This is a genomic window from Pseudomonas sp. FP2294, from assembly GCF_030687625.1.
GTDB classification, from domain to species: domain Bacteria; phylum Pseudomonadota; class Gammaproteobacteria; order Pseudomonadales; family Pseudomonadaceae; genus Aquipseudomonas; species Aquipseudomonas shahriarae.
The window spans coordinates 1,824,987-1,844,833 of the sequence record NZ_CP117441.1 but is presented as its reverse complement, the minus strand read 5'-3'; the positions used below and the strand labels follow the sequence as shown (position 1 = coordinate 1,844,833).

Annotated in this window: 15 protein-coding genes; 6 read left to right on the top strand and 9 right to left on the bottom strand. The window is 62.3% G+C overall.

What is annotated here, in order from left to right:
- Positions 1-30: 30 nt before the first annotated feature.
- On the top strand, positions 31-2,028 hold the full coding sequence (gene mnmC, locus PSH73_RS08340) for a bifunctional tRNA (5-methylaminomethyl-2-thiouridine)(34)-methyltransferase MnmD/FAD-dependent 5-carboxymethylaminomethyl-2-thiouridine(34) oxidoreductase MnmC (protein WP_057958884.1): 1,998 nt from the start codon (positions 31-33) through the stop codon (positions 2,026-2,028).
- An 8-nt stretch (positions 2,029-2,036) separates the two neighbouring features.
- On the opposite strand, the gene PSH73_RS08335 is transcribed toward mnmC, so the two are convergent.
- Positions 2,037-4,829 carry an NEL-type E3 ubiquitin ligase domain-containing protein gene (locus PSH73_RS08335; protein WP_305462217.1) on the bottom strand — a complete coding sequence of 931 codons (2,793 nt, stop codon included), beginning with the start codon at positions 4,827-4,829 and terminating at the stop codon, positions 2,037-2,039.
- A 33-nt stretch (positions 4,830-4,862) separates the two neighbouring features.
- A complete protein-coding gene (locus PSH73_RS08330) occupies positions 4,863-6,857 on the bottom strand; it encodes a dermonecrotic toxin domain-containing protein (protein WP_305462215.1) in 1,995 nt (664 codons plus the stop codon).
- 309 nt (positions 6,858-7,166) lie between these two features.
- On the opposite strand from PSH73_RS08330, the gene PSH73_RS08325 reads away from it, so the two are divergent.
- The 4 genes from PSH73_RS08325 to PSH73_RS08310 all read left to right on the top strand — a co-directional run bounded on the left by PSH73_RS08325 (position 7,167) and on the right by PSH73_RS08310 (position 12,313).
- Positions 7,167-8,939, top strand: coding sequence for an N-acetylglutaminylglutamine amidotransferase (locus PSH73_RS08325; protein ID WP_115127813.1), 1,773 nt, complete (start codon positions 7,167-7,169; stop codon positions 8,937-8,939).
- A gap of 3 nt (positions 8,940-8,942) precedes the next feature.
- Positions 8,943-10,688 (top strand): N-acetylglutaminylglutamine synthetase, encoded by a 1,746-nt coding sequence (gene ngg / locus PSH73_RS08320; protein ID WP_128593835.1) that lies wholly within the window; start codon positions 8,943-8,945, stop codon positions 10,686-10,688.
- A gap of 153 nt (positions 10,689-10,841) precedes the next feature.
- Positions 10,842-12,026: an osmoprotectant NAGGN system M42 family peptidase gene (locus PSH73_RS08315; protein WP_120732323.1), complete on the top strand. Its 1,185-nt coding sequence runs from the start codon at positions 10,842-10,844 to the stop codon at positions 12,024-12,026.
- Between the two features lie 59 nt (positions 12,027-12,085).
- The gene (locus tag PSH73_RS08310) at positions 12,086-12,313 is read left to right on the top strand and encodes a YheU family protein (protein ID WP_003192759.1); all 228 of its coding nucleotides are present in this window, start codon (positions 12,086-12,088) and stop codon (positions 12,311-12,313) included.
- Here PSH73_RS08310 and csrA read toward each other — a convergent pair.
- Together csrA and PSH73_RS08300 are read right to left on the bottom strand one after the other, a co-directional pair.
- Entirely contained in the window at positions 12,310-12,504 is a 195-nt protein-coding gene (gene csrA / locus PSH73_RS08305) for a carbon storage regulator CsrA (RefSeq protein WP_057440758.1), read from the bottom strand. The genes PSH73_RS08310 and csrA overlap by 4 nt on opposite strands.
- 174 nt (positions 12,505-12,678) lie before the next feature.
- Positions 12,679-13,494, bottom strand: coding sequence for an SDR family oxidoreductase (locus PSH73_RS08300; RefSeq protein WP_057440755.1), 816 nt, complete (start codon positions 13,492-13,494; stop codon positions 12,679-12,681).
- A 330-nt stretch (positions 13,495-13,824) separates the two neighbouring features.
- Between PSH73_RS08300 and PSH73_RS08295 the strand changes: the two genes are divergently transcribed.
- Positions 13,825-13,977, top strand: a complete 153-nt coding sequence (locus tag PSH73_RS08295; protein WP_032863216.1) for a DUF3309 family protein — start codon at positions 13,825-13,827, stop codon at positions 13,975-13,977.
- 69 nt (positions 13,978-14,046) lie between these two features.
- On the opposite strand, the gene PSH73_RS08290 is transcribed toward PSH73_RS08295, so the two are convergent.
- The 5 genes from PSH73_RS08290 to PSH73_RS08270 all read right to left on the bottom strand — a co-directional run bounded on the left by PSH73_RS08290 (position 14,047) and on the right by PSH73_RS08270 (position 19,812).
- Positions 14,047-16,134, bottom strand: coding sequence for an LTA synthase family protein (locus PSH73_RS08290; protein ID WP_120732321.1), 2,088 nt, complete (start codon positions 16,132-16,134; stop codon positions 14,047-14,049).
- A 394-nt stretch (positions 16,135-16,528) separates the two neighbouring features.
- On the bottom strand, positions 16,529-16,720 hold the full coding sequence (locus tag PSH73_RS08285) for a PLDc N-terminal domain-containing protein (protein WP_015885097.1): 192 nt from the start codon (positions 16,718-16,720) through the stop codon (positions 16,529-16,531).
- 67 nt (positions 16,721-16,787) lie between these two features.
- Positions 16,788-17,318, bottom strand: coding sequence for a hypothetical protein (locus PSH73_RS08280; RefSeq protein ID WP_057440752.1), 531 nt, complete (start codon positions 17,316-17,318; stop codon positions 16,788-16,790).
- A gap of 41 nt (positions 17,319-17,359) precedes the next feature.
- Positions 17,360-17,875, bottom strand: coding sequence for an ankyrin repeat domain-containing protein (locus PSH73_RS08275; RefSeq protein WP_057440749.1), 516 nt, complete (start codon positions 17,873-17,875; stop codon positions 17,360-17,362).
- 110 nt (positions 17,876-17,985) lie between these two features.
- Positions 17,986-19,812 carry a long-chain-acyl-CoA synthetase gene (locus PSH73_RS08270; RefSeq protein WP_169989370.1) on the bottom strand — a complete coding sequence of 609 codons (1,827 nt, stop codon included), beginning with the start codon at positions 19,810-19,812 and terminating at the stop codon, positions 17,986-17,988.
- Between the last annotated feature and the right edge of the window lie 35 nt (positions 19,813-19,847).

Genomic DNA, 19,847 nt, shown 5'->3' with positions numbered 1-19,847 from the left:
AATGGCCGCCTTGTCTTTGCCGAGTTGCCCATGAACCCCGTACAGCCCAATGCCCAGCTCGACTGGGACGACCAGGGACGCCCACGCTCGCGGGTGTTCGACGACGTGTATTTCTCCGACAAGTCGGGCCTGGATGAAACCCGCTACGTGTTCCTCGAGCAGAACCGCCTGCAGGAGCGGTTTGCCGCGCTGCCCGTGGGCGGGCGCCTGGTAATCGGGGAAACGGGGTTTGGCACCGGGCTGAACTTCCTGTGTGCCTGGCAGCTGTTTGAGGAGCACGCGGTACCGGGCGCGCGCCTGCATTTTGTCAGCGTGGAAAAGTACCCGCTGCGCCACGCCGACCTGCAACGCGCCCTCGCCCTCTGGCCAGCGCTCAAGCCATTGGCTGACCAATTGCTGGCGCAGTACGTCGCCATTCATCAGGGCTTCCAGCGCCTGATCCTGGCGAACGGGCGCGTGACGCTGACCCTGCTGATCGGCGATGCCCTGGAGCAACTGCCGCAACTGGATGCGCAGATCGACGCCTGGTTTCTCGACGGTTTTGCCCCGGCGAAAAACCCCGACATGTGGACCGCCGAACTGTTCGCCGAGCTGGCACGGCTGGCGGCCCCGGGCTCGACCATCAGCACCTTTACCAGCACCGGCTGGGTGCGACGCCTGCTCAACAGCGCCGGGTTCAAGATGAAGCGCACACCGGGCATTGGTCACAAGTGGGAAATCCTGCGCGGCGAGTTTCTCGGTTGGCCGGCCGACGCGCCGCTACCGGCCCCGATCAAGCCCTGGTTCGCCAGGCCGACGGCCCTCAAGGGAGAGCGCCGCGCCCTGGTGATCGGCGGCGGCATGGCCGGCTGTACCAGTGCTGCGAGCCTGGCCGCACGGGGCTGGCAGGTGAGCCTGCTGGAACGCCATGAAGGCCTGGCCCAGGAGGCCTCGGGTAATCCGCAAGGGGTGCTCTACCTCAAGCTGTCAGCCCACGGCACCGCCTTGTCGCAGATGATTGTCAGCGGCTTCGGGCATACCCGGCGCCTGCTGGAACACCTGCAACGAGGGGTGGATTGGGACGCTTGTGGCGTGCTGCAACTGGCGTTCAACGCCAAGGAGGCCGAACGCCAGGCCCAATTGGCCCAGGCATTTGCTCCGGACTTGCTGCACCTGCTGGACAGGGATCAGGCCCAGGCCCGAGCCGGGGTCGGCCTGGCGTATGGCGGGCTGTTTTTCCCCGAGGGTGGCTGGGTGCATCCGCCCGCCCTCTGCCAGTGGCAGGCACGCCAGCCGGGCATCACCGTGCACGTGCTGCATGAAGCCCTGGAACTGCGCAAGGTAGACGAGCAATGGCAGGCCTGGGACGGTGACAGGTTGCTGGCCAGCGCCCCCGTGGTGGTGCTGGCCGGGGCGGCCGAGGTCAAGCGTTTTGCCGCCAGTGCCGAGCTGCCCCTTAAACGTATTCGCGGGCAAATCACCCGGTTGCCGCAGACCGCCGACAGCCAGGCGCTGGCCACGGTGGTCTGTGCCGAAGGCTATGTCGCGCCGGTCCGCCTGGGCGAACACACCCTGGGCGCCAGCTTTGATTTCAAGAGTGATGACCTGGCGCCGACCGCTGCCGAGCATGCCGGTAACCTGGCGCTGCTGCAGGAGATTTCCCCGGACCTGGCCCAGCGCCTGCGCGCCGACAGCCTGCCCCCACACACCCTGGAGGGGCGCGCCGCGTTTCGTTGCACCAGCCCGGACTATCTGCCGATTGTCGGGCCGCTGGTCGATCCCCAGGCGTTTGCCCAGGCCTATGACGCCCTGCGCAAGGACGCCCGGCATACGCCGGACATCGCCTGCCCATGGCTGGACGGCCTGTACGTCAACAGCGGCCACGGCTCACGGGGCCTGATCACCGCCCCCCTGTGCGCCGAACTGTTGGCCGCGTGGCTGGACAACGAACCGCTGCCCCTGCCCCGCAGTGTCGCCGAGGCCTGTCATCCGAGTCGCTTCGCCCTACGCGCGTTAATTCGCAGCAACGTGACGAAAAAACCTCAGTGAGCACTCCCTCAAACGGCCGGCGTTAGCTCGCAGGTGCCCAGGTCGTCGAGTTTCAACGCCTCATGGGTCAGGCGTTCAAGCTCGGCGAGCTCCGCCTTTTCCTGCTCATCCTGTATCTGGCTCATCTGACTCCGGTAGTCGGCGTCAGCCAGCGTCTCTCGCTGCGCCCACACCGCCTCGACGCGCTCACCGAAGGGCCGGTTCAGGGTGTCGAATGAACCGCTATGGATGCGCCGCAGATAACTGCTCCAAAACGGCAGCTTCACCACATACTTCAACAACTGCGGAGAAAGCTCAGCCATCTTCAACTGCATTTCAGCGAGCGTCAGCATATGCTCGGTCACCCCACCGAGACTGGCATAGCGCATATGGCGGGGTTGCCCGGGCAGATGAAAGCGCCCGGCCAACCCGGTGCGATAAGCCAGGCTGACCTCCAGCGGATCCAGCATCGGGTGCTCGGCGCTATGGCTGCGGGCCATATGCTCCAGTCGGTCGAGGCGAAACAACCCCTTGGCCAGCCTCAAGAGCGGCTTGGCCGTGACCTGACCGCCCACCACCCGCTGCGAAGCCTGGTGGATTTCAACCAGCACTTCCAGGTTACTGAAACTCACTGCAGCAGCATCATCACAGTTCAGGGGCGTGGCCGCCCGTTCAAAGATCTCTTCGCGCAGCCGGGCATCCATCGCCGCGGCGTCCAGCACGCGCCAGACACGGCGGCCCATGTCCTCCTGCACGTGGGAGGTATCTGCGACACTGCCCAGGCCGGCCAGCAGCTTGAACAGAGCGTCGGAGCCCAGCTCATCCTTGAGTCCGGTCCAGGTCTCGACCCGCTCGGCGTAGCGCGCCATGCGCTCATCCCCCAACCATAAGTCCCGGGCGGTCTGCTCATTGAGCCGGGCGATATCGTCCTCCATAAAGCCCATGCCCACGCCAAGGGTGTCCCGGTAGTTCTGCAACAGCAGGCGGCTGGGGGAGTCCAGCGGGTTATGGCGCAGGTTGATGATTTCAGCGTGCTGGCGTGGCACCTCGAACAACCACTGCGGCAAGGTGGCGAGATCATTTTCCCGCAGGTCCAGGTGCTCCAGATAAGGCAGACGCATAAAGCCGGAGGGCAAGCGCTGAAGCCGGCAATTGCGCAAGACTAGGTGACGCAACTCAAACATGTTGCTGACCAGCGGCGGGTCTACCAGGGGGTTGTTGCTCAGGTCCAATACCGTCAACCCTCGCAGGTCACCGAGTTTGGTCCGCGTATATTCCGTCAGTTGCAGTTGGTTATTGGCCAGGTACAGCCGACGAAGGTGCTTCATCTGCTGCAGCACTTCCGGCAGTCGTGTCACCTGGTTGTCCGTCAACTCCAGAGTATTCAAGCCTTTGAAATGCTTGAGGAAGTAACCAACATCATCGTTGAGCCCCATGTTCCTTAACGACAACTGGCGAACATGCTCGAACTTGACTTCGGGCGGCAAGGTCGGCAATGCCCCGATCACCATGCCATCGAGGGAAAGATTCGGGACTTGCCGATGGGACTCATCCGGGATCAGCGAGGCATATTGCCAACTGCGCTCGATGAGCTGGACGGCCTGGTGACGGGCCAGGCGGTAGTCCCGCAGGGCAACGTCCGAGCGCCCCTGCCCGCCCCCCTCCCTGGCCCACACCTTGAGCGTTCGATGCAGTGCTTCATATTGCTGCTCAAGAGCACGCACGGCTTTGGCCCGGGACAGCGGATCGTGACCCAATTCCTGCAAAAAGGTCGCTATGCGCCGCTCATCAAACAAGGGGTAGAGCTTGCGGACCTTGCGCACCAGGCCGGCGGGTTGTCGCGGCGGCTCCACGGGCATTGCTTGCACGCACGACACAGGCGGATCTTCGGGCACCGGCCGTTCCGGCCATAGATAACGGCTAATCCGGCGCCGCTCATCCTGGGCCTTGCCAATCAGGCTATTGCGCAAATGGCTGGCCCTGCCGCTCGCGGGCAACTGCAGCTGGTCGAGCTCAGCGGGGGGCAAACTGTTAAGCAACGCCTCATAGAACCCCTCCGGGCCCTCGGCCATCGGCCCCAGCGGCGCACCTTGTCCGTTGTAGGCGCGCCACCCCAGGTTCGACTGGACCAGCGTGCGAGTGGTGGCGGCAGATGCGTTGCCCACCTGCCCCATGACACTGCCGTCCAAGCTCTCCTGGCGTATTTGCATCAACACATCTTCGGGCCAGCCCGGAACCCGCGGCAGTAACCCCAGCGCTATACGCCGAGTGGCGTCGGTGGCCAGTTCCGGCAGGTACAGACCGCTCAGGGCATCGTCTTCGTTAAGTATTTCCAAGGTCTCCCGCACCCATTGGGCGATCCGCAAAGGCACCCGCCCGGTATCGCGCAGCCGCCAACGCTCGGCCGTGGAGGCCTGGGTCATGATTTCCCAGGCAAGCCGAATGGGCAGTTGCGGATAGCGATGCTTGAGCACGCCGTGATCGGTCTGGTCGGGAAAGTCGACATCGGCACGCAGCCTTTCGTAAACCGCCTGGTGATTGTCCTTGAGTGAAGCGGTCAGCCGCCGCGCCAGCACCTCTTGCGCCTCTTCTGGAGGGAAGGTGCCGCCGAGCAGGCGCGCGGTCTCCTCGGGGTCGAGGGCCTCCAGTAGGCTGGACAGGACTTGCCCGTGTTTCAGATGCCCCGTGGTGATGTGGATGCTCAGGTCTTCGTAGTCGAAAGGCGCGGTGTCGGGATGACGCTCCAGCAGGTACCCCTGCTCGTCCAGCAGTTCGAAAAACCGCCCCTGGGGCCAGCCTTCCATCAGCGGCAGGGCCAGCATCTGCACACGCGTGGTCGCCGCGTCGAGCGGTGCCTAATGCTCCATCTGCCAGATCAGGTCGCGAACCTCCTGATTCTGCCTGAAGCGCAGCGCACGTTCGCGCAAGCGCTCCGGCAATGGCAGGTTTTGCCTGGCTATTTGCTGCAGGCGGGGCAAGGTCGCGTCAGTGATGGCGGCGATATCCCGTAGATGCCCGGCTGGAAGGGTACCGAGGCTGGGGTCCAGTCGGCCCAGGACATAGTCCGGGTTCTGCCATTCTTGCGGTTGTTCGAACGAGAACTGCCAACCGCCCTGGTAGTTGTGGACCAGGGGCGGTCGATACGCTGAATCACGCTGCGGATGTCGGGCCCGCCAGCGGCCGGTACCGGAGTCAAAGACAACCGAGTAGGTCGAACCGTCGACATTGACGTAGGACTGGCCGTGAGCCTGGTAGACCCCACGGGGACTGGCAACCGTCCCTTCGAGCGAAACGGTGTGGCGGTACGGCTCGGTGCGGCTGCGCCACAAGCGCGTGGTTCTATCCGGCATGCGCACCGCCTCGAACCGTTCGTAAAACCCCGAAGCCGGCGGCGTGGTTCTCCAGAGCCGGCCGGCCACTTTTGCACCCGCCGCGAACAACGCCATGGCCGCGAGGTTCTCAGCAATGTTCGTCAGGTGCCGAAGGGCACCGAGTTTGTCCTGGTGTACCCAGTCATCCACCCCTTCGAACACTTCCCCAAGCAGTTGCCCGACCGCCACGCCCGTCATCAACTGGCCCAGTACCGGCACCACAAACGCGGCGACGTTGAGTACCGTCAAGCCCGCATCCAGGTAATCCTGGGTGCGCTGGCGGCGTGCGTCGTCATCGGCCTGGGCATTGGGAACGGCGAGCACACGGGCATCAATCTGGATTTTGCCGACACCGGCATTAAAAAAGAACGTCGAAAAATTATCCGTTACAGGTAGCGGTTCTACGCGCACCAGGAGGTTGTACTGCTCAAACCGCTGAAAAAAACCGAAACGCTCGGACTCGTCCAGGTAGCCCATGAAGAAGTGTCGATAACGACTCACGTGGAGCTTGAGGCTGAGGTAAAGCTTGAACTGCTCCAGGGACACGTAGCGGTACCACGGCCGCACGGGCTCATTGGGCATGTACACCACGATCGGGCCGTTGGAAAACCCATCGGGGGAGGCGCCGGAAAACACCAGCACGCCCCACAGGCACGCCCCGTCGATGTTCAAGCCTTGCCAGGTCAGCGGTTGGTTGTTGAACCACAGCTGCCGGGTGCTGCTGGCGGGCATGTCCGCCTTGACCAGGCCCAGCAACAGCTCACGGGTCGGTTGATCAATATCGCCTTTGGCATAGGCTATCTGCAGGTCGATCAGCATATCCATGCACCGGGACTGACCCATCGTCCTCACCGCCGGGCTATAACCGCCGTCCGGGTCCGTCAGGTTGAACACCTCGCGCACATGGGTTTGATAGGCCTCCCCCAGATTCAGCTCGCGGCAGTAGCCGATAAATGTCTGGGCGCTGATATCTTGCGCAACCCTGCGCTTTGCCCCAACGCGGACCACGGCATTGATCGGTATGCCTCCCGGTTCGGCCCCGGCCTGGGAAAAATTCTGCATCGCCGCTTGCAGCAGGCTGTGTTTCTCCAGGGTAACGGTCTGCACCAGCATGCCGCCCAGGTCCGGATTGACTCCCCTGAAGGTACGCCTGGGGAGCTCCAGCGAGTCGTTCTCGATATCCAGCTGAGTGTGGCCTTTGGCGGCCAGAAACGCCGTGAGGCGTTCGGTACAGAACGCGTCCAGAGGGGTCAGACGGCTCAGCAGCCGTTGCAGGTTTGCCTTGGGCCGCTCGCTGTCGGCATACGCCTGCTCAATGGCCTGGAGTGCCTGGGGATCGGCCTTGACCAGCCAGGCGGGCAACGTGTCATGCAAGACCTGCGCTTTATCCAGGTCGCCGGTGCTGTCCAGCAGCGCCTTCATCAATTCGTCCGAGGTCACAGGCTGCACAGCCTGGCTCAGCTTTGCTGTTTGCGTCATTCGCAACGGTCCTTAATCGCGTTGAACATGACGCATCACCATAAGCTCCCCTGCACCGCAGAAGGGTTCAAATAGCTGGGGGGTTGCCCTTGGAAACGCGCCACTATTTGCATCCGAGCCAGACCTAATTACCTCCACTTTGCCCCGCGCCCCACGGGCCGCAGAACGGCGTGCGCGGGGGAGCGGCCGTTTGCCATATAACTTATTGATCTAAAACTCCAGGTATAGCCTCGGGTCAGTCCTTGGGTACCCGCCGTTTTGGCGCGTGCCTTTTGCCCCCTCCCCAACGGAAAAACCGGTAAGGACTTTATGTGCGGATTAGCTGGAGAACTGCGTTTCGATCATCAACCTGCCGACCTGGCAGCGGTGGAGCGAATCACCCATCACCTGGCACCACGCGGACCTGACGCGTGGGGCTTCCATGCCCAAGGGCCGATTGCCCTGGGCCATCGCCGCCTGAAAATCATGGACCTGTCGGACGGCTCGGCCCAACCGATGGTCGACGCCCAACTGGGCCTGTCCCTGGCGTTCAACGGCGCGATCTACAACTTCCCGGAACTGCGCACCGAGCTTGAAGCCCTGGGCTACGCCTTCTATTCCGGCGGCGACACCGAAGTGCTGCTCAAGGGCTACCACGCCTGGGGCGAAGCCTTGCTGCCCAAGCTCAACGGCATGTTTGCCTTTGCCATCTGGGAGCGCGACAGCCAGCGCCTGTTCATCGCCCGCGACCGCCTGGGCGTCAAGCCGTTGTACCTGTCGCGCACCGGCCAGCGCTTGCGCTTTGCCTCGGCGTTGCCGGCGTTGCTCAAGGGCGGCGATATCAACCCGATCCTCGACCCGGTGGCGCTCAATCACTACCTGAATTTCCACGCCGTGGTGCCGGCTCCGCGCACCTTGTTGGCGGGCATCGAAAAGCTGCCACCGGCCACCTGGATGCGGATCGAGGCCAACGGCAAGACCGAGCAGAAAACCTGGTGGACCCTGCCCTACGGCCCCCATGACGATGAAAAACACCTGACCCTGGAAGACTGGACCGACCGCGTGCTCGACAGCACCCGCGAAGCCGTGGCGATTCGCCAACGCGCGGCGGTGGATGTCGGCGTGCTGCTGTCGGGCGGTGTGGATTCGAGCATGCTGGTGGGCCTGTTGCGCGAAGTCGGCGTGCAGGATCTGTCGACCTTCTCCATCGGCTTCGAAGATGCCGGCGGCGAGCGTGGCGATGAGTTCCAGTACTCCGACCTGATCGCCAAGCACTACGGCACGCGGCACCACCAACTGCGTATCGCCGAAAGCGAAATCATCGAGCAACTGCCGGCCGCGTTCCGCGCCATGAGCGAGCCGATGGTCAGCCATGACTGCATTGCCTTCTATTTGCTGTCGCGGGAAGTGGCCAAGCATTGCAAGGTGGTGCAAAGCGGCCAGGGCGCCGATGAGCTGTTCGCCGGTTACCACTGGTACCCACAAGTGGACGGCGCCAGCGACCCGTATGCGGCCTATCGCGAGGCCTTCTTCGACCGCAGCTACGACGACTACGCGGCCACCGTCGCCCCGCAATGGCTGACCGCCAATGACGCCGCCGGCGACTTTGTGCGCGAGCATTTCGCCCAGCCCGGCGCCGAGGCGGCTGTGGATAAGGCCCTGCGCCTGGACAGCACGGTGATGCTGGTGGACGACCCGGTCAAGCGTGTGGATAACATGACCATGGCCTGGGGCCTGGAAGCGCGCACGCCGTTTCTCGACTACCGCCTGGTGGAGTTGTCGGCGCGGGTGCCGGGCCAATTCAAGCTGCCGGACGGTGGCAAGCAAGTGCTCAAGGAAGCTGCGCGCCGGGTGATCCCCAGTGCGGTGATCGACCGTAAGAAAGGCTACTTCCCGGTGCCCGGCCTCAAGCATTTGCAGGGCGACACCCTGAACTGGGTGCGTGACCTGTTGCTGGACCCGAGCCAGGATCGTGGCCTGTTCAACCCGGCGATGCTCGACCGTCTGCTCACTGACCCACAAGGGCAATTGACCCCGCTGCGCGGCTCCAAGCTGTGGCAATTGGCGGCGCTGAACCTGTGGCTCAGCGAACAAGGAATCTGATTGATGAAACCTCACGCCACGGCCTACAGCCAACGCCTGCTGCGCGGCCAGGCGCCGTCCTACGAGCGCCTGCAAGCGCGCCTGGCCGAAGACGGCAGCGAACCCAGCGCCCAGCCCATCGCCGTGCATTGCGGATGGGGCCGCTTATTGATTGGCCATACCTTCCCCGACCCGGCGAGCCTGGCCCTGGAGCTGCTCAACGAGCAGCCCGGGGAACGGGATATCGCCCTGTATGTGGCCGCGCCCCAGCAGATCCTCGGGATTGATCCGCAACAGTTGTTCCTCGACCCCTCCGATACCTTGCGCCTGTGGTTCACCGACTACCGGCCGGCGACCCGGGTGTTCCGTGGCTTTCGCATTCGCCGGGTACAGAGCGAAGCCGACTGGCAGGCAGTCAATCGCCTGTACCAGGGGCGCGGCATGTTGCCGGTGGATGCCAACCTGTTGACCCCGCGCCATCAAGGCGGCCCGGTGTACTGGCTGGCCGAGGATGAAGACAGCGGCGCGATAATCGGCAGCGTCATGGGCCTCAATCACCATAAAGCCTTCCATGACCCGGAACACGGCAGCAGCCTCTGGTGCCTGGCCGTCGACCCGCAATGCTCGCGGCCCGGCGTCGGCGAAGTGCTGGTGCGCCACCTGATCGAGCACTTTATGAGCCGGGGCCTGAGTTACCTGGACCTGTCGGTGCTGCACGACAATCGCCAGGCCAAGAGCCTGTACGCCAAGCTCGGTTTTCGCGCCCTCACCACCTTTGCCATCAAGCGCAAGAACGGTATCAACCAGCCGCTGTTCCTTGGGCCGGGGCCGCAGGCGGGGTTCAATCCCTATGCACGGATCATTGTCGAAGAGGCGCACCGGCGCGGTATTGATGTGCAGGTGGACGATGCCGCAGCCGGGCTGTTCACCCTCAGCCATGGCGGGCGCCGGGTGCGCTGCCGGGAGTCATTGAGCGACCTGACCAGTGCGATCAGCATGAGCCTGTGCCAGGACAAGAGCCTGACCCACAAGGTCTTGAGCGCCGCCGGCTTGAAATTGCCAGCGCAACAACTGGCAGCCAACGCCGACGACAACCTGGAGTTTCTCGACGAACACCAGCGCATCGTGGTCAAGCCGCTGGACGGAGAACAGGGCCAGGGCGTGGCCGTGGACTTGCAGACCATCGAAGAAGTGCAAGGCGCCATCGAAGCGGCGCGCCAGTTCGACTCCCGGGTTTTGCTGGAGAGTTTCCACGAGGGCCTGGACCTGCGCATCCTGGTGATTGGTTTTGAAGTAGTAGCTGCCGCGATCCGGCGCCCGGCGCAGGTGATCGGCGACGGCAAGCACCGCGTCGGCGCCTTGATCGAAGTGCAGAGCCGACGCCGCCAGGCGGCCACAGACGGCGAGAGCAAGATCCCGATGGATGACGAAACCCTGCGCACCCTGAAGGCGGCAGGATATGACTACGACAGCATCCTGCCTTCGGGTGAAGTGCTGGCGGTACGGCGCACTGCCAACCTGCACACTGGGGGCTGCCTGGAAGATGTCACGGCGATTCTGCACCCGACGCTGGCGGATGCTGCCGTGCGTGCGGCGCGTGCCCTGGATATTCCGGTGGTCGGCCTCGACTTGATGGTGCCGGCCGCTGACCAGCCGGAGTACGTATTTATCGAAGCCAATGAACGGGCCGGCCTGGCCAACCATGAACCACAGCCCACGGCAGAACGGTTTGTGGATTTGTTGTTCCCCCACAGTCAAACCACGGCTTGAGACATGAGCTGACTGGACGGGCCTCATCGCGGGCAAGCCCGCTCCCACAGGTTGCTGTGTGAGCTGGCTTGCCTGCGATGAGGCCAGCCCGGCCAACAAATCCCCAAGCCCCTCATCGAAACCATCGATGCCCTCAACTCATCAGGAGTTTCCATGACCCGAGCCATCCCCGAACCGGATCTCAACTACCTGCAAAAAGTGCTGCTGGAAATGCTCGCCATCCCCAGCCCTACCGGGTTTACCGACACCATCGTGCGCTACGTCGCCGAACGCCTGGAAGAACTGGGCATCCCGTTTGAAATGACCCGGCGCGGTACGATCCGCGCCACCCTCAAGGGCCAGAAAAACAGCCCGGACCGTGCCGTCTCCGCGCACCTGGACACCATTGGCGCCGCCGTACGGGCGATCAAGGACAATGGCCGCCTGACCCTGGCCCCGGTGGGTTGCTGGTCCAGCCGCTTTGCCGAAGGCAGCCGCGTCAGCCTGTTCACCGACAATGGCGTGATCCGTGGCAGCGTGCTGCCGCTGATGGCCTCCGGGCATGCCTTCAACACCGCCGTGGATGAAATGCCGATCAGTTGGGACCATATCGAACTGCGCCTGGACGCCTACTGCGCCACCCGCGCCGATTGCGACTCCCTGGGGATCAGCGTCGGTGACTTCGTGGCGTTCGACCCGCTGCCGGAATTCACCGAAAGCGGCCATATCAGCGCCCGCCACCTGGACGACAAAGCCGGGGTCGCAGCCTTGCTGGCGGCGCTCAAGGCCATCGTCGACAGCGGCGAACCGTTGCTGATCGACTGTCATCCGCTGTTCACTATCACTGAAGAAACCGGCAGCGGCGCGGCGGCGGCCCTACCCTGGGATGTCAGCGAGTTCGTCGGCATCGACATTGCCCCGGTCGCCCCCGGCCAGCACTCCAGCGAACATGCGGTGAGCGTGGCGATGCAGGATTCCGGCGGCCCTTACGACTATCACCTGTCCCGGCACCTGCTGCACCTGGCGGCGGAAAACGACCTGCCAGTACGCCGTGACCTGTTTCGCTACTACTTCAGCGACGCGCACTCGGCGGTCACCGCCGGCCACGATATCCGCACCGCGTTGCTGGCCTTTGGCTGCGATGCGACCCATGGTTACGAGCGCACCCATATCGACAGCCTGGCGGCCTTGAGCCGCCTGCTGGGCGCCTACATCCTCAGCCCGCCGGTATTTGCCAGCGATGCGCAACCGGCCCAGGGTTCCCTGGACCGCTTCAGTCATCAACTGGAACACGAAACGCAAATGGAGAGTGACACCCGCGTGCCCTCGGTGGACAGCCTGATCGGGCAGAAATCCTGAGGCTGGCAACTATGATCCCGGCACAGTAGGATCGCCGGGATCCACCATTTGAGGCTTGTATGCTGATTCCCTACGATGCACTTGAAGTCGACACCCTGACCCGCCTCATTGAAGACTTCGTGACCCGCGACGGCACCGACAACGGCGACGACACGCCCCTGGAAACCCGCGTACTGCGCGTGCGCCAGGCGTTGACCAAGGGTCAGGCGCTGATTGTTTTCGACCCTGAAAGCGAGCAGTGCCAGTTGATGCTCAAGCACGACGTGCCCAAGCACCTGTTCGACTAAGGGTTGGGCACCGCCACCGCCTGCCCCTGCAGGCGGCGGATCTTTTCGTAGACCTCCGCCCGGTGCACATTGACCCCTGCGGGCGCTTGCACACCGAGTTTCACCTGGAGGCTGTTGACCTCCAGGATCCGCAGGGTGATGTGATCGCCGATGGAAATGATTTCGCCTACCGCGCGGCTAAGTACCAGCATGGCGTGTGTCCTTTGGAAAGTTACCGGACCGCGACCATGCGCCCTCCCCTACGAGCCATCAATGACCTGCCAGATAAACAGATCCTCCCTACAACCCAGGGTTGGATTTACTGACAGACGAATATCAAACAGCCCAGTAGGACCGCAAAAATATAAACGTATTGTTTATATCCCTCAGCCTTTGACCGACTGAGCCTTGGCGCGCATTTTTTCCGACATGCTGGTCATCTCGTCATACAGCAATTGCGGGTTTTTCTGTTTCAGCGCCCAGGCCATGCGTCCCTGTTCGTGGGGCAGGATCATGAACTCACCGGCGGCCACCCGCTGGTAGATGTAATCGGCAATGTCTGCCGCACTGATCGGCGAGCTTTCCAGCAGTTTGCCGACCTGGGCCTTCATCGCCGGGGTGGGGCCGCGGAACGAGTCCAGCAGGTTGGTCTGGAAGAACGACGGGCACACCACGTGCACCCCGACTTCCTGCTGCTTGAGCTCCACCAGCAGGCTTTCCGAAAGCGCCACCACACCGGCCTTGGCCACGTTGTAGTTACTCATGGCCGGGCCTTGCATCAGGGCCGCCATGGAGGCGATGTTGATGATCCGGCCCTTGCTCTTTTCCAGCAGCGGCAGGAAGGCCTTGCAGCCCTTGACCACCCCCATCAGGTTGATTGCGATCTGCCAGTCCCAATCCTCCAGGGACAGCTCGCTGAAGAACCCACCGGAGGCGACCCCGGCGTTGTTGACGATCACGTCGATGCCGCCCAGCTTGACCTCGCAGGCCTGGGCAAAGGCGGTGAGCTGGCTGTAGTCACGCACGTCACAGCGCTGGATAAACCCGTCGCCACCGGCCTGGCGCACCCGCGCGAGGGTTTCCTGCAAGCCCGGCTCGCTGACATCCGACAAGGCCAGCTGCCAGCCCTCGCGGGCCCAGCGCAGAGCGATTTCGCGACCCAGGCCGGATCCGGCGCCGGTGATCATCATGCGATTTTGCATAGGAAGTAGCCTTGTGATTCAGGGAAGAAGTACGCGCCAGTGTAGCGAAGGTTATTCACCGCCCCATGCACCATCAAGTTGCTGAATGCCCGGGGCAAACCAAAGGCCCGGTCGGATGCCGGGGCATGGGGTAAGTTCAATCTATTTAAACTAAGTGCGCAACAACACAACAATTAAAAACGAAATAAGCCAGCGGCCAAATCGGATTAAAAAAACAGGGAATTTTCTGCAAAGTGCAGGAGTCGGATTGATTAAGGCGGCCGTTTTAAAGGTGCGGCTCTGACAATTAACAATCAGGTCTTTTCAGAAGACGAATAAGGAAAACAAACTATGAGCCTCATTCTTATCATTGTTCTGATCCTCCTGCTGGTCGGCGGCCTGCCGGTATTCCCGCACTCGCGTAACTGGGGTTATGGGCCGTCGGGTATTCTCGGTACGGTGCTGGTGGTGCTGTTGATTCTGTTGTTGCTGGGCAAGATATAACCCCCCAGCGTTAAAAAAGATGCAAAAAAAAGAGGCCTTGAAGAAGGCCTCTTTTTTATTGCCGGGCGATTAGTCCGGCTTGCCGTCTACCACGCCTGCGGTGTTATCCAGCAGGCTCTTGGTCGCGGTTTGCAGGAACGACTCAAGTTTCTGCTTGAGTTGCGCCTCATCCGCCGACTCGGGAATCACCTTGCCGGTCGGGTTGGCGCCCAGTTCGTATTGCCACAGTTTCGGTGGCATTTCCTTGGGCAGTACCAACACACGGTCGGCAGTGAGCAACGCCACGGTCTGGTCGCTGCCCGAGGGCTTGATCACGCCAAAGCCCTTGTCGCCTTCCGGCAAGTTGAGCAGGTCGCGGCCCCAGCACTGGTGGCGGGTTTCACCGCCCAGGCGGCCCATGATGGTCGGCACGATGTCGATCTGCGTTCCCACGGTGTGGTCACGCACGCCGAACTTGTCCTGCACGCCCGGTGCGATCAACAGCAGCGGCACGTTGAAGCGCCCCAGGTCCATTTCGGTGATCTGTTGCTCGTTACCGAAACCATGGTCGCCGACGATCACAAACAGGGTGTCCTTGAAGTACGGCTCCTTACGGGCCTTCTCGAAGAACTGGCCCAGGGCCCAGTCGGAGTAGCGCATGGCCGTCAAATGCTCGTTGAGACGGCCACGATCAGTCACCGGCGCGACCGGCAACGGCGTCGGCAAGGCATACGGCGTGTGGTTGGACAGGGTTTGCAGCAGGGCATAGAACGGCTTGCCGCCTTCGCGCGCCTTCAGCTCCTGCAGGCCCCGGTCGAACATGTCCTGGTCGGACACGCCCCAGGTCGGATCGGAGAACACCGGGTCGACGAAATCCTTGCGGCCAATGAAGTTGGTCATGCCCTGGTTGCTGAAGAAGCCCGACTGGTTGTCCCAGGCGAAGTCGCCGTTGTAGACATACACGTCGTCAAAATCACGGGCGCTGAGCAACTGCGGCAAGCCCGACAGCTTGTGGCTGCCTTCCGGGGTCTGCATCAGGTATTCGAAGCCTGGCAGGTTCGGGAAGCAGGCCATGGTGGCGAACATGCCCTGGTGGGTATGGGTGCCATTGGAGAAGAAACGGTCGAACAGCAGGCCTTCCTTGGTCAACTCGTCGAAGTACGGCGTGATTTTGCCGCCACTGCCCAGGGCGCCCACCGAGTGACCGGCGAAGCTTTCCATCAGGATCACCACGACGTTCTTGATCGGCAGGGTCTTCTCGGCCGGCGGCGTGAAGTCACGGCGCACGGCGGCGGTGTCGGTATCCACCAGTTTTTCGTCAGGCAGCACCAGCATGTCACGCACGGTCTGGGTCGCCAGCGGCTGCTCCAGGGTGGCTTTCCAGACGTTCTCGCGATGCTCGGAGAAGCGCGCCTTGGCTGCACCGATCAGCGACAACGTACCGTTGAGGCCCAGGTGGTTGGCGAAGTTCGAGTCGGTGGTGTACACGTCACCCCAACGCAGTGGCGGACCCTGGCGCAGGGTGCCACGCGCGGCGACCACGGCAATCAGCAGGCACACCACGAACACCGCGATGCGGCTGTACCACGGCGCGACCTGGCGGGTGCCGACGGTGCCACCGCTGAACGGGCCACGGGGGCGCGTCGCACGGTCGGCGCCCTTGAAGGCGATGCTCAGGATAAAGGTACCGACGGCCCAGCCCAGCAGGTAGCGCACCACCGGGAAACCGTACCAGAGCATGCTCATCACGGTTTTCGGGTCTTCCTTGACGTACTGGAAGACCAGGCCGTTAAGGCGCTGGTGGAACTCGCGGTAGAAGTCCATCTCCATCAGGCCAAGGAACAGCGCGCTGCTGGAGACCACGGTCAGCCACAACCGGAAGAACCCACGGGCGGCCATGGCGCGCACGCTGAACAGGGCCAGGATCAGCGGGATGCTCAGGTACACCACCAGGCGCAAGTCCAGGCGCAGGCCATTGACGAACGCTTCAAGGAAGGTCGAGGCCGGGGTGTCGAGCATCATGTCGCTGTTGTACACCAACAGTCCCAGGCGCAGCAGGGAGAGCATCACCATCATGACCAGGGCGCAAAGCAGCGTGTAGGCCAGGTGGGACTTGACGGTCGGTTGCAGCAGACGAGTAGAAGCTCGCTGCTGATTCAGGGCGTCCGGGTTTGCCATGTTGTTTGAGGACCCATTGGAGGTTTAAGTGACGAAAGAATGCAGCGGCGTCCTGCCCCGGCCAGTAAAGGCACAGGGGTCCAGGGTATTACGCAGTGGGCAGATGCTGCCCGATCAACGTCGTCAACGCTATCGATTACTCATCGCGCAGCGCTCCTGTCGGCACAGACTGACCGAGGCAGGAAAATAAAGCGGGGGAATTGTCTTGGATGAAGTGTGAAAATTTTGTGCAGCGAATAGATGGACACAAAAATCTACAGGACACGCCGCAGACAAATGTGGGAGCGAGCTTGCTCGCGACAGCGGTGTGTCAGCCAATCAATCTGGTACTGATACACCGCTGTCGCGGGTAAGCGCGCTCCCACATTATTTACATGCTTGTGCCCGCAGAGGATCAGAGCCGCACGTTGCCCCGTGGCCCGGCGATGGCCCAGATAATCAGGCCCAATACCGGCAACAGCAGGATCAACAGGATCCACAACACTTTGGCCCCGGTGCTGGCGCCGCTTTTGAACACGTTGATGATCGCCCAGATATCCAGTGCCAGGATGATCAACCCGATCAGACCATTAAATGTGGAACCCATGGTGTCGCTCCTAAGTGAGGGCTTGCCTGTTTAGGATAGCCAGCCCTGGCCAGGGTTCCGTTTTATTTCAGACGTGGACGGCAATGCGCAGGGCTTCCAGGGACGGTTCGCCCTTGATCCCGACTTCGGCACACAATTCCAGCACCCGCGGCACGTCATTGCCATAGACCAGCACGGCCTGGATTTCGTCATCGAGCAACTGGCTGAAATTCATCAGGGTGTAGCCGCCGTTTTCCGGGTTCATGGCGCCGAGCTGGATCTGGATGCGATTAAGGGCCGTCAGCGCCTCGGTCTTGGCCAACTGCTTGGGCTTGAGGTTGAACGCAACGTCGGGACCAAAGGAAGCAACGATCTGGGCGAACAGATCCTGGTAGGTGTCGGCCTGGAACAGCACCGTTTCCGGCAGGCTGCCGACCACAATCCACTCGCCCAGCGGGATGGGGAAGGTGTCGTCGTAGTTGATATCAGGGTTGGCCGCCAGGAACCCATCGGCATCGGCGTAGGCCTGGCTGGCCTCATCGGCGATCCGCACGATCTCGGCGTCGCCCAGGCAACCGGAACTGATTTTAGTGATGAGTTCGACGAGCGCGGTGTTCATGGGCGAATCCTGTGGCAAGGCTGATTTTGAGGGCGCAAAGCCTACACCAGTTTTTGCAACTGCGCCGTCGTATCCGCTGCCCCCATGGTCTGGGCCGCCACCAGGGCCGTTACCCCCTGGGCATCCGTGGCCTTGGGGTTGGCCCCTACGCTGATCAGGTACTCGACCATTTCGGTGCGATTGAACATCGCCGCCATCATCAGCGCCGTGCGGCCATCGGCAGAGGCGCCGTCAACCGGGGTGCCGCCTTCAATCAACGCCTTGACCACCGCCAGGTTGCCCTTGAACGCTGCACCGGCAATCGGCAGTTGGTTCTTGTCGTTGGCGATCTGCGGATCGGCCTTGAACTCCAGCAGCACTTTCACCGCCTCGGCGTGCCCGTGATAGGCGGACAACATCAACAAGGTATCGCCATTGTGATTGCGCAGATTCACCGGCAAGCCCTTGGCCAGCAGCGCAGCCAGCATGGCGGCATCACCGCGGCGGGCCACGTCGAAGACCTGCTCGGCAAATTCGGCGGCTTCTTCTTCGGTCATTTGTTTGGCTTGATCAGACATCTGCGGCTCCCTGTGAGGTGTGGCGTAAGGCCGTCAGTTTCCCGAGCAGCGCCGCGCCTGTCACCCCTTTTTTGCCGAAAGCCACAATAGCCAGGTTCTATCGAGCCGCCCTAGTAGCGATATTTTCCGCTCTGGATATCCGCCAGCACCTGCACGGTCACGGGCACATAGGTATCGCTGCCCGGTAACCAGGCGTAGAGCGGATCGTCCCCCACCTTGTGCGGGTCGAAGGCCTCTTCCTTAAGACGGACCTTCTGGTACTTAAAGGTGCCGGTGGTTTCCATCTTCACCTTGACCCGCAGGAACAGCGGCACCGCATAGGCCGGCATCTGGCTCTGGGCGAATTGCAGCAACGCCTGCATATCCAGGGTGGCCAGGGATTCGGACGGGGTAATCGCCGCCATCCCGGCGCGGCCATTGGTGTTGGCGATTTCCACGCCGTAGGCCACCGCCTCGGTGATCTGCGGGTGCTGCATAAAGATGTTTTCCACCTCGGTGGTGGAGACGTTCTCGCCCTTCCAGCGATAGGTGTCGCCCAGGCGGTCCACGAACTGCGCATGGCCAAAGCCAATGCTGCGCAACAGATCGCCGGTGTTGAAGTAGCGGTCGCCCTTTTCGAACACGTCGCTCAAGACCACCTTGCGGTTCTTTTCCGGGTCGGTGTAGCCATCGAACGGCGCCTTGTCGTCGATCCTGGCCAGCAGCAGGCCCTGGCCGCCCTTCTGCACTTCACGCATAAAACCATTGCTGCCACGGATCGGCTCGCAAGTGTCGTGGGCGTAGTCCACCAGCGCCCAGTGCATCAGGGAAAAGCCGATGGTGTTGTCGAAATTCAGCACGTTGGTGAAGCCGATATTGCCGTCACTGGCGGCGTACAGCTCGCAGATATGCCCCACACCAAAACGCTCCTTGAACGGCCCCCACACTCCCGGACGCAAGCCGTTGCCGATCATCTTCACCACTCGGTTGTCGCGGTCGCGTTCGCTGGGCGGCTGGTCCATCAGGTAGCGGCATAATTCGCCGACATAGCCCAGGGTGGTCGCGTTGAATTTGCGCACATCGTCCCAGAACTGGCTGGCGCTGAATTTGCGGCGGATGGCAAACCCCGACGCGCCGGCAATCGCCGAGCCCCAGCACACACAGAGCCCGGTGGCGTGGTACAGCGGCAGAGTGCAATAGACGACGTCCTCCGGCCCCATATCCAGGGCGATGGTGCCGAAGCTGGCCGAGGATTTCATCCAGCGCCCATGCTTGAAGATACCTGCCTTGGGCAAACCGGTGGTGCCGGAGGTGTAGATATAGAAGCACGGGTCGTTGAAGTAGATCTGTTGGCTGCTGGCCGGGTTATCCGTGGAACAGTCTGCGCTGGCGGCCATCAGGTCGATATAGCCCTGGGGCACAGGCGCCACCTGTTGATCGGCGACATACCAGGTGCGCTGCGGATCAATCGCCACCTGCTCACGTACCGCGTCGTAGGCGTCGACCAGTTCGGCGCCGACCACAATTGCCACCGGGTTGACCAGGGTCAGGCTATGCACCAGCACCGCCTGGGTCTGCGCGGTATTGAGCATGGCGCAGATGCCGCCGACCTTGGCCACCGCCAGCACGGTCAACAGCAGTTCGGGACGGTTTTCAATAAACAGCGCGACCACATCACCCTTGCCAATGCCTTGGGCCTGCAGATGATGGGCGATGCGATTGGCGTGCTGGTTGGCCTGGCGGTAGCTGAGCACCTGGTCGCCAAACAACAGCGCGGCGCCTTCGGGGTTGCGCTGGGTGGCCTGTTCGAAGGTCCAGCCCAGGCCGCACGGCTGGTCGGGGTCAGTGATATTGGCGACACGGATACCGCGCACCAACCGTGGCAGGGCCCGGACAATGGTCGGCACCTTACGCAACATCATGCCGAGGGTAATCATCTCGCTATGGGGATTGCTCATGCACAGAAGTCCTTTTTCTTATTATTCGTAGGGTC